12 protein-coding genes are annotated in these 12,711 nt (G+C 66.8%); 4 read left to right on the top strand and 8 right to left on the bottom strand.

Annotation, left to right across the window (positions count from 1 at the left end):
- Nucleotides 1-9: 9 nt before the first annotated feature.
- Complete coding sequence (locus ACQR1H_RS08735; protein WP_434907422.1) at nucleotides 10-870, bottom strand: DMT family transporter; 861 nt, start codon at nucleotides 868-870, stop codon at nucleotides 10-12.
- Between the two features lie 103 nt (nucleotides 871-973).
- On the opposite strand from ACQR1H_RS08735, the gene ACQR1H_RS08730 reads away from it, so the two are divergent.
- Entirely contained in the window at nucleotides 974-2,431 is a 1,458-nt protein-coding gene (locus tag ACQR1H_RS08730) for a PLP-dependent aminotransferase family protein (RefSeq protein WP_434907421.1), read from the top strand.
- 3 nt (nucleotides 2,432-2,434) lie between these two features.
- On the opposite strand, the gene ACQR1H_RS08725 is transcribed toward ACQR1H_RS08730, so the two are convergent.
- From ACQR1H_RS08725 to ACQR1H_RS08695, 7 genes are all read right to left on the bottom strand, one after another.
- Nucleotides 2,435-2,764, bottom strand: coding sequence for a hypothetical protein (locus tag ACQR1H_RS08725; RefSeq protein WP_316183137.1), 330 nt, complete (start codon nucleotides 2,762-2,764; stop codon nucleotides 2,435-2,437).
- Nucleotides 2,765-2,870: 106 nt separating this feature from the next.
- Nucleotides 2,871-4,523: a PAS-domain containing protein gene (locus tag ACQR1H_RS08720; protein ID WP_434907420.1), complete on the bottom strand. Its 1,653-nt coding sequence runs from the start codon at nucleotides 4,521-4,523 to the stop codon at nucleotides 2,871-2,873.
- A 158-nt stretch (nucleotides 4,524-4,681) separates the two neighbouring features.
- On the bottom strand, nucleotides 4,682-5,278 hold the full coding sequence (locus ACQR1H_RS08715; protein ID WP_434846565.1) for an AprI/Inh family metalloprotease inhibitor: 597 nt from the start codon (nucleotides 5,276-5,278) through the stop codon (nucleotides 4,682-4,684).
- A gap of 86 nt (nucleotides 5,279-5,364) precedes the next feature.
- Complete coding sequence (locus ACQR1H_RS08710) at nucleotides 5,365-6,351, bottom strand: 2-hydroxyacid dehydrogenase (RefSeq protein WP_315800526.1); 987 nt, start codon at nucleotides 6,349-6,351, stop codon at nucleotides 5,365-5,367.
- Nucleotides 6,351-7,157 (bottom strand): ABC transporter permease, encoded by an 807-nt coding sequence (locus tag ACQR1H_RS08705; protein ID WP_315800527.1) that lies wholly within the window; start codon nucleotides 7,155-7,157, stop codon nucleotides 6,351-6,353. Before ACQR1H_RS08705 ends, ACQR1H_RS08710 begins: the two co-directional genes overlap by 1 nt.
- Nucleotides 7,158-7,159: 2 nt before the next feature.
- Complete coding sequence (locus ACQR1H_RS08700; protein ID WP_315800528.1) at nucleotides 7,160-7,957, bottom strand: ABC transporter ATP-binding protein; 798 nt, start codon at nucleotides 7,955-7,957, stop codon at nucleotides 7,160-7,162.
- 25 nt (nucleotides 7,958-7,982) lie between these two features.
- Nucleotides 7,983-8,972 carry an ABC transporter substrate-binding protein gene (locus tag ACQR1H_RS08695; RefSeq protein ID WP_315800907.1) on the bottom strand — a complete coding sequence of 330 codons (990 nt, stop codon included), beginning with the start codon at nucleotides 8,970-8,972 and terminating at the stop codon, nucleotides 7,983-7,985.
- 109 nt (nucleotides 8,973-9,081) lie between these two features.
- On the opposite strand from ACQR1H_RS08695, the gene ACQR1H_RS08690 reads away from it, so the two are divergent.
- From ACQR1H_RS08690 to ACQR1H_RS08680, 3 genes are all read left to right on the top strand, one after another.
- On the top strand, nucleotides 9,082-9,924 hold the full coding sequence (locus tag ACQR1H_RS08690) for a creatininase family protein (protein WP_410053196.1): 843 nt from the start codon (nucleotides 9,082-9,084) through the stop codon (nucleotides 9,922-9,924).
- Nucleotides 9,925-10,071: 147 nt separating this feature from the next.
- Complete coding sequence (locus ACQR1H_RS08685) at nucleotides 10,072-10,353, top strand: hypothetical protein (RefSeq protein ID WP_315752260.1); 282 nt, start codon at nucleotides 10,072-10,074, stop codon at nucleotides 10,351-10,353.
- A gap of 342 nt (nucleotides 10,354-10,695) precedes the next feature.
- Nucleotides 10,696-12,681 carry a carbohydrate porin gene (locus ACQR1H_RS08680; RefSeq protein ID WP_434907419.1) on the top strand — a complete coding sequence of 662 codons (1,986 nt, stop codon included), beginning with the start codon at nucleotides 10,696-10,698 and terminating at the stop codon, nucleotides 12,679-12,681.
- Nucleotides 12,682-12,711: the final 30 nt, after the last annotated feature.

The following is a 12,711-nucleotide window of genomic DNA, read 5'->3' as shown; positions in this document are numbered from 1 at the left end:
GCCGACGGCTTACGCCCAGCGGCGCGCCATCGCCACGCAGACGACGACGATTCCGGCTGCGGCAATCATCGTTGCCGACACCGGCTCATGCAGCAGCAGGCTCGCGAAACCGAGGCCAAGGAAGGGCTGCAGCAGTTGCAGTTGGCCCACCGTCGCAGTGCCGCCACGGGCGAGCCCGCGGTACCAGAAGGCGAAGCCGACGAACATGCTGAAGACGGAGACATAGGCGAGGCCCAGCCACGCCGCGGCCGTGATGTCACGGGATGCGGCGGGCAGCGTCAGCACCGCCATCAGCAGCATCAGCGGCGCGGACAACAGCAGCGCCCACGAGATCACCTGCCAGCCGCCGAGCCTGCGCGTGAGCATGGCGCCCTCGGCATAGCCCAGGCCGCAGACGATGATCGCGGCGATCATCGCGAGATCGCCGATCGGCGACGCGACGCCATCCTGCGACAGGGCGAAGCCCGAGACCGCCGCAGCCCCGAGCGCAGCGAACAGCCAGAACAAAGGCCGCGTCCGCTCGCCGCCGCGCAGCACGCCGAACAAGGCGGTCGACAGCGGCAGCAGACCGACGAACACGATCGCGTGGGCCGAGGTGATGTGCTGGAGCGCCAGAGCGGTGAGCAGCGGAAAACCGATGACGACACCGAGCGACACGACTGCCAGCGACACCAGATCGCGCCGGCCGGGGAGCGGCTGACGCAGCAGCATGAGACAAAGCGCGGCCAGCACGGCCGCGAGCGTCGCGCGTGCGCCCGTCAGGAACAGCGGCGAAAAACCCTCCAGTGCCGCCCGCGTCGCCGGCAGCGAGCCGCTGAAGATCGTCATGCCGACGATGCCGCTCCCCCAGCCTTCGATCGATCCCTTCATGCACGGCTCCTCCTCGCAGATCCCATAGCCCGACCAGGCTTGTTGCGGCAGCGACAGACCGATACAATTTCCACAATCTGTATTGGTGCAAAGGGCGACACACTTGGGAGAAGTGACGCGCGATTTCCGCCGGGGCGGCACGCGGACCATCGCCGTGGTCGATGCGATCCGGCAGCGCTTGGCGACGCGCGCGCTCAGCGCCGGCCAGCGTCTGCCCTCGATCCGCGCCTTCGCCGCGGCGATGGGGGTCTCGCCAGCCACCGTCGTCGAGGCCTATGACCGACTTGCCGCGGAAGGCGTGATCCGCGCCCGGCGCGGCTCCGGCTTCTATGTCGCCGATACGGCGCTGCCGCCGCTGGCCCTCGGCGATCGCGAGCCGCGCCGTCCGCGCGCGGTCGACCCGTTTTGGGTGTCGCGGCAGTCGCTCGACGCCGGGCCGGGAACGCTGACGCCCGGCTGCGGCTGGCTGCCGGCCGAGTGGATGCCGCAGGACGCGCTGCGGCGCGCGGTCCGCGCGCTGGCGCGCGGCGGCGGGCGGGTGCTGAGCGACTACGGCGCTGCACGCGGACCGGCGGCGCTACGGCGGTTGCTGCAGGGCCGCCTTGCCGCTATCGGCATCGACGCGTTCAGCGAGCAGTTGGTGCTGACCTCGTCCGGTACGCAGGCGATCGACCTGATCTGCCGCATGCTGCTGCGTCCCGGCGACGCCGTGCTGGTCGACGATCCCTGCTACTTCAACTTCCTCGCCCTGCTGCGCGCGCATCAGGCGCGGATCGTCAGCGTGCCGATGACGCCGGGCGGACCCGACATCGCCCGGTTCGAGGCAGTGCTCGCGGCCGAGCGCCCGAGGCTCTACATCACCAATTCCGGTCTGCACAATCCGACCGGGGCGACGCTGTCGCTGCAGACGGCGCACCGGCTGCTCAACGCCGCGTCAGCGCATGACACGATCATCGTCGAGGACGACATCTACGGCGATTTCGAACCCGCGCCGTCGCCGCGGCTCGCCGCGCTCGACGGGCTTGCGCGGGTGATCCTGGTCGGCAGCTTCTCCAAGACACTGTCGGCCTCGGTGCGCTGCGGCTACATCGCGGCGCGCGCGGACTGGATCGAGCCGCTGATCGACCTGCAGATCGCGACCGGCTTCGGCGGTCCCGGACAATTCGCCGCGGAGACGTTGACCCAGGTGCTGACCAGCGGCAGCTACCGCAAGCACGTCGAGGACCTGCGGGCACGGCTTGCGCGAGCGCGGCCGCGGGTGGCGGCACGGCTGCAGCGCATCGGTATCGCCCCATGGCTGATGCCACGCGGCGGCTTTCATCTGTGGTGCAGGTTGCCGGACGGCTGTACGGCGATCGAGGTGGCCCAGGCCGCGCTCGAGGAGCACGTGGTGCTCGCGCCCGGCGACGTCTTCAGCGCGGCGCAATCCGCCGCGACGATGATGCGCTTCAACGTCGCGCATTGCGAGGATCCGCGCGTCATCCAGGTGCTGGAGCGCGCAACCAAGTCGCCGGCCGCGCGTTCATCGCGCGGCCAAGCGGCCAATTCGGCCGACGGATAAGGCTTAGTAGCAGTAGCGCGGATGCGCGCGAACCCAGGAGCCGTCGCCGCGTTGCAGATAGCAGCCGTTGCGATAGGAATAATAACCGCCACGACGGCGCTCGCCGTCGGCCGCGATGGCAGCTCCGGTGCCGGCCCCGATCACCGCGCCGATCGCAGCACCACGGCCGCCGCCGATCGCGCCGCCCAGAATCGCGCCGCCGGCGCCGCCGAGGATGGCGCCACCCAGCGCGTCCTGCGCGGCAGCCTGATGCAGCGGCGCTGCGACCGAAAGCATGAGCAGCGCGGCAGCGCCAAGGCGGGTGGCGAAAGGAATCCCCAGACGTCGGATCATGAACAGGTCTCCGTTTCGGGCACGCTATTCCACCCGGCGAGGCCGTTCTTGATGCAGATCAAGGCGACGTCAAGGCGGGGGAATCCCGGACGTTGCCAGTGACGCATCATGCTGCCGCGCGCTGATCCTGCGTGCGGTCCTCGATGATGCTGAGCAGATATTTCGGCTCGCCCTCACCGATCGAGACTGGCAGCCGGCGCACGACGATGTCGCGCGGACCGTTTCCGGGCGTGAGAATGCTATGGGCTCGCGGCTCATCGTCGCCGCGCCCTGCGAGCTGTTCGCGGGCGGCTTCCTCGAGGATCGCGCCGGTCGGCGGGGAGAACAGCTCGGCCGGCGTGCGGCCGATGATGTCCGTGCGTGGCACGCCGAACAGACGCTCGGCGGCGCGATTGACGAACATGTAACGCAGCGACTGCGCCTCCTTGGCCAGCACCGCCTGCGGGATGTTCTCGAGCAGTGCGGCGAGGAAGTATTCGGCGCGCGCGAGCTTGCGCTCGGCCCGGCGCTGCGCGGTGAAGTCCTCGTGCGTGGCGATCCAGCCGCCGCCATCCACAGGGCGTTCCGAGATGCGGATGATGCGGCCGTCGGCGAGCTCGACCTCGAAGATCTCGGCCCGGCGCTCCTTCATGCGCTCGCGGAGCGCGGCGAGATATTCCGACGGCTTCTCCCGCAGCAGACCGACCTTGGCGCGATGCGCGAGGATCTCGCGCACATGTGCACCGGGTTTTGCGATCGAAGCTGGAACGTTGTACAGCCTGCGGAACTGGTCGTTGACCATCAGCACGTAGCCGAAGCTGTCGAGCATGATCAGGCCCTGGGCCATGTTGGCGACCGCCGCATCGAGCCGCTGCTGGCTGCTGATCGCGCCCTGCTCGAGCTGCTCGTGCTGGCGCAGGATGTCGGTGTACTGGCGCTCGATCTCGACCTCGTGCTGCTCGAGCTCATGCAGGCGGAATGCACCGTCCTGATAGGTCGCGACGGCCTGCGCGACCCGTCCGATCTCGTCATGGCGCCGCGCGTGCGGAATCTTGAGCTTGATGCGGCCGGCGGCGATGCGGTCGGTGACGCGGGCGATGTCGAGCAGCGGCATCAGCACGCCCCGGCGCAGCGCCAGCGCCGCGGCCGCGATCAGCGTGATGATCACCGCTCCGAGCGCCCCCAGATAGAACGCGGCCATGCCGCGCGCATCGGCCGTCTCGCCGAGCTCGCGGGTGCGGTCGGCATAGAGCCGCGACAATTTCTCGAGGTCCTCGTTGAGCGCGGTGCGCACCGCGCGATTCTCGTCATTGTCGCCGAGCTCGCGCGCCGCGGACGATCCGACCGAAATCGTCTGCCGCGCCATCTCGGTGCGGAATGCGACGAATTGTTCGATCCGCTTCTTGAATGGGGCGAACAGCGCGGCGTCACCGTCGGCGACCTGGGCTTCCCACTCCTCCACCACCTTGCTCAGCTGCGCCAGCTTCACGAGCTGCGCATCGGCATAGCGCCGCGCGACGGTGCGGTCCGCCGACATGTAGATGCCGCGCGATTCCATCACGACCGCGTAGATCAGCGCGTTGGTCCGCTCGGTGTTGCGGGACGCCGCGGCAAGCGCTTGGAGTCGGTCGTAGAACAGGCGCTGCTCGCGCAGCGCCGACAGCGCGCCCAAAGTGGACAGCATCACCAGGACGGCGAATGCGGCCGCAGCCGCCGAGATCTTGTCGTTCAGGCTGAACGACGGCAGCGACCTGTTGAACCGGCGCAATAGCTCACGCATGGCGGGCTCCCTCGATGAAGCGCAACCATCAGACGCAAGATGCGTAAACAACAAGTTCCGATTGGTGGAACAGGCACGCAACCAATCGTTAACCAAGTCCGATGCCGGACGAGGCCTGACTGCCGCGGGGCAGGGACGCTCAGCAGCGCGCGTGTCGTCTACTGCCTGAGCATGATCAGCGGATTGGCGCTGTCGGGCACGAGCCGCCACTGCGCATTGTCGTCCGCTTCGAACCGCCAGGTCTCGCCACGGTCCGACATCAGCATCATCTGGCCATGCTCGAGCCGCCATTGGCTCGGTGCGAACGCCGCGACGGCGGGATCGCATTTCGGCTTCACGAACACCTGGAAATTATCATTGCCGGCGTCGTTGTTGGTCAGCACCAGGCTGCAGATCGTGGCGCCGTTGCCGCGGACCATGGCCCAGTCGCCGATCATCTGGTCCATGGATTTCGCCAGCGACCGCGCCGCCGCCAGATTCTGCAGGATGTAGACGCCTTCGCCCTGGCGCAGTCCTTCGAAGATGCCGGCCTCGACCTCGGTGAAGTCGATCACCGCCTCGCCATTGGCGGCCTGGAGACTGACGATGTCGAGGCCCTTCACGTTCCAGCCGGCGATGTCCTTGGTGAAGGGCAGCGCGGCGGCGCAGCCCGGCTCCAGCTCGAGCTTCTGCCCGCGCGGCGCGACGTCCGGCTTCAGGGTCACGACGCAGGTCTTGCTGCGCTCGGTGGTCGCGAGCTCCCACTGCCCGATCATCGCCTTCTTCAGGCTGGCGGCGTCTTGTGCGACGACAGGGACGCCCGCCACCGACAGCAGCGCGATCAGCAATGGGAGCGGACGTTTCATCGGCGACCTTTCACCGGCGTTTCCGGAACGGGCGTCAGCGGCGGCTTGCCGGCAAACCAGACCTTGAGGTTGTCGACCACCAGCTGATCCATTGCGTTGCGGGTTACGATGGCAGCCGAGCCGATGTGTGGCAGCAGCACGACATTGTCCATCGCCTTGAGCGCGTCCGGCACCGCCGGCTCCTTCTCGAACACGTCGAGGCCGGCGGCGAGAATCGTGCCGGACTTCAGCGCTTCGACCAGAGCCTGCTCGTCGATGACCGAGCCGCGGGCGACGTTGACGACGACGCCGCGCGGTCCGAGCGCCTTCAGCACCTCGGCGTTGACGATTTTGTTGGTGCCGGCACCGCCAGGCACGATGACGACCAGCGTGTCGACGTCCTTGGCCATCGCGAGCAGGTCGGGATAGTGTTTGTTGGCGACGCCCGCCGCCGGGTTGCGCGAGTGATAGACGACGGGGACGAGCGACGCTTCGAGCCGGCGCGCGATCGCCTGGCCGATGCGGCCCATGCCGACCATGCCAACGGTGCGGTCGCGCAGCGAGCCGACGCTGAGCGGATAGGGCTTCTCGCTCCACTCCCCCGAACGAACGAAGCGATCGGCCTTGATGAATTCGCGGCACGTCGCGATCAGGAGCCCGAGCGCCACGTCGGCGACCTCCTCGGTCAGCACGTCCGGTGTGTTGGTGACGATGATGCCGTGCTGTCCGGCGTGCGCGGCTGCGATGTGGTCGTAGCCGACGCCGAAGCTTGCGATCATCTCGAGCTTCGGCAGCATCGCCATCACGGCGGCGTCGGTCTTCACGGTGTGGAAGGTCACGGCGATGCCGCGGATCCGGCCCTTCACGTCCGCCGGCAGCGCTTCGAGATCGGCCTGCGTCGTCGCATGGTGCACGTTGAAGCTGTCCGGGAATCCTTTTTCCAGGATCGGCCGCAGCGGCCCATAGACCAGAACATCGATCTTGTCAGACGAAGTCGCCGCCATCAGTTGTCCTTTCCAAGCGCGCTCTCATGCCAGCGCCGTAAAACGAGGTGCGAAACTAGCGCCAGCAAGCCATAAATGACAATCCCGGCGACCGACAGCAGCACCAGCGCTGCGAACATGCGGGGTATGTTGAGACGATAGCCGGATTCCGCGATGCGATAGGCGAGACCGGATCCGGCACCAGCGCTGCCCGCCGCGATCTCGGCGACGACCGCGCCGATCAGCGACAGGCCGCCGGCGATGCGCAGGCCGCCGAGAATGTAAGGCAGCGCCGCCGGCAGCTTCAGATAGCGCAAGGTCTGCCAGCGCGAGGCGCCATAGAGCTGGAACAGCCCGGCGAGATTGCGATCGACCGAGTTGAGGCCGAGCGCGGTGTTGGACAGCACCGGGAAGAAGCCGACGATCCAGGCGCACACGACCACCGCCGTCTGCTGCGGCAGATAGATCAGGAGCATCGGCGCAATCGCGATGACCGGTGTCACCTGCAGCACGACGGCATAGGGAAACAACGCCCATTCCAGCCATTTCGACTGGTTGAACAACAGCGCCAGCGCGATGCCGCCGAGCGCTGCGGCGATGAAGCCTTCGAATGTCGTGATCAGGGTCGTCAGCAGCGATTGCGCGAGAATGTCCCAATCGGCGACAAGCGTCTTCAGCACCAGCAGCGGCCCGGGCAACACATAGGGCTGGATGCCGTTGAGGCGCACAACCAGCTCCCACGCCGTCATCGCAGCGACGAACACGATCGCGGGAAAGGCGAGGCTCGCAAGCCGCGCGCCCGAGAGGGACGATTCTCGACCCTGCATGCTCACAGCGCATGCACTCCGGTATAGGCCGGTGCGAGCGCGTCAGAGACCCGGCGGCAATCATCGGCATAAGCCGGCGAGGCACGGAACGCATCATCGCGCTGGTCAGCGTCGATCCTGATCTCGGCACTGAGCCGGCCGGGTCGCGCCGTCATCACCAGCACGCGCTGCGACAGATAGACCGACTCGAACACCGAATGGGTGACGAACACGACCGTCATGTTCAGCCTGCGCCACAGCTCCAGCAGATCATTGTTGAGGCGGAAGCGCGTGATCTCGTCGAGGGCAGCGAACGGCTCGTCCATCAGCAGGATGCCGGGGTGCGTGACGAGCGCGCGCGCCAGCGAGGCGCGCATCTTCATGCCGCCGGATAGTTCGCGCGGAAAGGCGTCGGCAAAATCAGCGAGACCGACCTGCTCGAGCGCCGCATCGATCCTTGGACGCGCCTGGCTCGCCGGCACCCGCGCAAGCTTCAACGGCAGGCCGACATTGTCGCGCACGCTGGTCCAGGGCATCAGGGTCGGCTCCTGGAACACGAAGCCGACGCGATCGCCGGGATGCGCCTCTGACGAGGCGGCGACATCCACCGTCCCGGCGCTTGGCGCCACCAGACCCGCAATCAGGCGCAGCGCCGTCGACTTGCCACAGCCGGAGGGGCCGAGCAGCGAGACGAATTCGCCTTTGGCGATGGTCAGATCGATCGGCCCCAGCGCGGCGACGCCGGACTCGTACACCTTGGTGACGCCGCGCAGGCATACCGCGGTCGCAACGGCGCGCTCGGACGAAGGGGGTGAGCTCATTTGCTGAAAGCGCCGCTCGAGCGTCCTACTTCTTCGGCCGGAGATCGATGCCGACGCCCTTGTTGACGAAACGCAGCGTATACGACTTGCGATAGTCGATCGTCGACTTGACGACGCCGGCCCGCACCATCTTGTCGAAGAAGCTGGCGACGCGCTCGTCCGTCATGGCGCCGATGCCCTTCTCCACGCTGTCGCCGGAATCGACGATGCCGTACTCCTTCATCTTGGCGACCGAATAGGCAAGGAGATCATCGGTCATCTCCGGGTTCATCTTCTTGATCAGCGCGTTGCCCGCGGAATTGTCGCCGTAGATGTAATTGTACCAGCCGATGATCGAAGCATCGACGAAACGCTGCACCAGGTCCGGCTTGCTCTCGATGAGGTCGCGCCGCGTCTCGATCAGGGTCGAATAGGTGTTGAAGCCGTTGTCCGCGAGCAGGATCACGCCGGGCTTGAAGCCGGCGGCGCGCTCGACCGCGAACGGCTCCGACGTGACATACCCCTGCATTGCGCTCTGCGGCGTAGCGATGAAGGGCTGCGGATTGAACGTGTAGGGGCGGACATTCTTCTCGGAGAAGCCGTATTCCGATTTCAGCCATTGATAGTAGCTGGAGATGCCTTCCTTGGAGACGAACAGGGTCAGCGGCTTCAGCTCCTCGAGCTTGGTGATCCTGGACTCCGGATGGGTCAGGAACACCTGCGGATCCTTCTGGAACATCGCCGCGATCGACACCACCGGCACGTTGTTGGCGACGGCGTCGAACGACATCAGCGTATTTGCGGCCATGAAGAACTCGATCTTGCCGGAGATCAGCAGCATGCGGTTGTTCTCGTTCGGACCGCCCGGCACGATCGTCACGTCCAGTCCGTAGCGCTTGTAGGTGCCGTCGGCGACCGCCTGGAAGAAGCCGCCATGCTCGGCCTCGGCAACCCAGTTGGTGCCGAACGAGACCTTGTCCAGCATCTGGGCCTGAGCCGCCGAGATCAGTCCGGCTACGACCAGCGATGCCGCCATTAACGTTCGCGACAGAAGCGCCTGCGCCATGTCTGGTCTCCCCGGTTCTTTCTGGCTGAACATGCTAAGATCAATCGGTGATAACTACCCTGCCCGACGGACGAAGGAAATGGCCCGCGCGATGACCGTGCCGCCCCGCGACTGGACCGAGCTGCACTGGCCGGATTTTGGAGCGCCCGACTCGGGAACGCCCGAGACCGCGCGCTGGATCGCGGTGCTGCCGCTCGCCGCCACCGAGCAGCATGGGCCGCACCTGCCTCTCGGCACTGACGTCTACATTGCCGAGGCTTATCTCGCGCGCGTCCGCGCGCTGCTGCCGCCGGCGCTGCCGGTGACGGTGCTGCCGGTGCAGCCCGTGGGGATCTCGACCGAGCATATCGACTATCCGGGCACGCTGACCGTGCCGACGGAGGTCGCGCTGCGGAGCTGGCGTGCTCTCGGCGACAGCGTCGCGCGCGCTGGACTCAGGAAGCTCGTGATCGTCACCAGCCATGGCGGCAACAGCGCTGCGATGACCCTGGTCGCGCAGGATCTGCGCGCTGATCACCGCATGCTGGTGGTGACGACGTCATGGTCGCGCTTCGGTGCGCCCGATGGGTTGTTCTCGGCCGATGAGCTGCGGCACGGCATCCACGGCGGCGCCGTCGAGACCTCGATCATGCTGGCCTGCCATCCCACGCTGGTGCGCACCGATGCCATCGCCGCTTTCCCCTCGCGCGGCGCTGAAATGGAAACCACCTGCAAGGTGCTCTCGACGCAGCGGCCGGCGCCGATGGCCTGGCAGACGCAGGACCTGAATGCGAGCGGTGCGGTCGGCGATGCCACGCAGGCTTCGGCGGAGAAGGGCGAGCGCGTGCTGGACCACGGCGCGCGGGCGTTCTGCGCGCTGCTGGAGGACGTCGATAACTTCGACGTGAACACGCTTCGCCGCGGCCCGTTGCCGGGCTGCTGAACCGAGGCCAAGCCCCTGTATCAACGAACGAATTTTCAGGGCGCCGGGCACCTCATCCGGCGATTCGAACCGGTTTCGAAAAGGCTCCGTCCAATTTGGCAAGCGGCCGACGCCGGCCGCCCCAATAGCAAACAGGAGCCTTCGACCATGTCGATCAAGACCAAGATTGCCGCCCTCGCACTGACCGCGCTCGCCGTCACCGGCAGCATCGCGGCGACGTCGACGCCCGCTGCGGCCAACGGCTTCCACCATCATCACTGGGGCTGGGGCGTCGGTGCCGGCCTCGTCGGAGCCGCCGTCGTCGGCAGCGCCATCGCCGCCAGCAACGACGGCTACTATTACGGCGGTGGCTATCGGTACTGCCGCTGGGTGCCGCAGTACAACGTCTACGGCCAGTATGTCGGCCGCGTCAGGGCCTGCGGCTATTGATGCTGGGCGCTCGCCTCGCCCCGCCCTGGCCAAGGTCCGCCTCGCCAATTCGCCACGGCCGGCGTCCACCGCCCCGATCCGCGATCTCGACAACCCGCCCGGCCGCCCCGGGCGGGTTGTTTGTTGCGTCGGCGCCACACCCTCAATCAGAAACCGGATCAGACAGCCCTCGCGCTTGCTGTTGCGAATTAATCGCAATATAAATCATCCACAAATTGCCGCGTGCCGTCCACACTTCTGATCGAACATCGTCTACTCCGTAATCTTCTCGTGACTGTGCTCGGGCAATCAGTTGTGACGTTGCCGGTGTCGTCGTGTGCCTCGCCTTGGGAATCTGCCGCCATGATCCGTTCGAACTGCACCAGGGAGATGATCGCAGCCGCCGCCATGACCGCCGCGCTCACCGCCCCCGCCGCCGCCGCCGATCTGCCGGTCAAGGCCCGGATGGCGCAGACGGTGTTCGACTGGACCGGCCTCTATGTCGGCGTCCACGCCGGCTATACCCGTGACCATGCCCGGGCGACCCTGACCGACCCGAGCGGGACGGCCAGCGCCGGCAGCCCGTTCAGCGGCCTCACTGGCGGCGTGCAGGCCGGCTACAACTGGGTCACCCGCTCCGGGCTGCTGCTCGGGCTCGAGGGCGATTTCAGCTTTCCGAACTATCTCACCTCCAACCACACCGTCGCGATGCTCGGCACGCCCGGCTCGAACGTCTCGGAGCTCTGGGACTATGTCGCCACCGCCCGCGGCCGCGTCGGCTACATCAGGGGCGACTGGCTGGTCTATGCCACCGGCGGCCTTGCCTGGACCGGCGGCCGCTTCATCAACACCAGCGCAGCCGGCGACACCGAGAAGCTGCTGACGACGCGGCTCGGCTGGGCCGCCGGCGCCGGCATCGAACGCAGCTTTGCGCCGCATTGGAGCTGGCGCCTCGAATATCTTTACAGCCATTTCGAGAACGGCGGCGTCCGCTTCTCCAACGGCGCCAGCTACAATTCGCAGCTCGACTTCCAGACCCTGCGCGTCGGGCTCAACCGCAAGCTCGACTTCGCCAGCGGTCCCGATCTGAAGCTCAAGAGCGATCCGTCCGATCCCGAATCCGACCGCTGGGAGATCCACGGCCAGGCGACCGTGATCGGCCAGGGCTATCCGGCGTTCCGCGCCGCCTATACCGGCGCCAACAGCCTGACGCCGGCGCGCCAGTTCCAGGAGACCTGGAGCAACAGCCTGTACCTCAACGCGCGGCTATGGGACGGCGGCGAGGTCTACTACAATCCCGAGCTGCTGCAGGGCTTCGGCCTCAGCAACACCGTCGGCCTTGCCGGCTTCTCCAATGGCGAGGCGCAGAAGTCGGACTTCCCCTATCCCCACTACAACACCTCGCGCCTGTTCCTGCGCCAGACCTTCGGCTTCGGCGGCGAGCAGGAGCAGCTCGGCAGCGGCCAGTTGCAGCTATCGGGCAAGCAGGACGTCTCGCGACTCACCGTGCAGATCGGCAAATTTCCCGTGCTCGACGTGTTCGACGGCAACGCCTACGCCAAGGACGCGCGCAAGGACTTCATGAACTGGTCGGTGTGGGCGCCCGGCGCCTTCGACTACGCCGCCGACAAGCTCGGCCTGACCTACGGCGCGACAGCCGAGCTCAATCAAAAGAGCTGGGCGCTGCGCGCCGGCTATTTCCTCATGGACGCAGTATCGAACTCGAACAATTTCGACATGAACGTCTTCCGCCGCGGCAGCTACGTCGTCGAATTGGAAACGCGCTATCAGTTGTTCTCGCAGCCCGGTCACCTACGCACAATCGGCTGGTTCAACAGCGTGTTTTCCGGCAGCTATCGAGAGACGCTCGACGATGCCGCGCTCAATCTCGACATCAGCCAGACGCGGCGCGGCCGCAGCAAATACGGCTATGTCGTCAGCTTCGACCAGGCGCTGACGGACGATGTCGGCCTGTTCGGGCGCTGGAGCTGGAACGACGGCAAGACCGAGATCATGGCGTTCACCGACATCGACAACAGCCTGTCGCTGGGCAGCTCGATCAAGGGCACCCGCTGGGGCCGTCCCGACGACACGATCGGCCTCGCCGGCGTGACCAACGGCCTGTCGCGCGACCACCGCGCCTTCCTCGCCGCCGGTGGCCTCGGCCCGCTGATCGGCGACGGCGCCCTGAACTACCGGCGCGAGAACATCATCGAGGCCTACTACGCCTATTCCATCAACAAGTACCTGACCTTCACCGCCGACTACCAATTCGTCAGCAACCCCGCCTACAACGCCGACCGCGGCCCGGTGTCGATCTTCTCCGGGCGGCTGCACGGGGATTTCTGAGGAGCGGTCGCGCAGGCGTTGCGCCCTGCG

The organism is Bradyrhizobium sp. HKCCYLRH2015 (assembly GCF_051168215.1).
In the GTDB taxonomy this organism is placed as follows: domain Bacteria; phylum Pseudomonadota; class Alphaproteobacteria; order Rhizobiales; family Xanthobacteraceae; genus Bradyrhizobium.
This window is presented reverse-complemented; position numbering and strand designations above follow the sequence as displayed.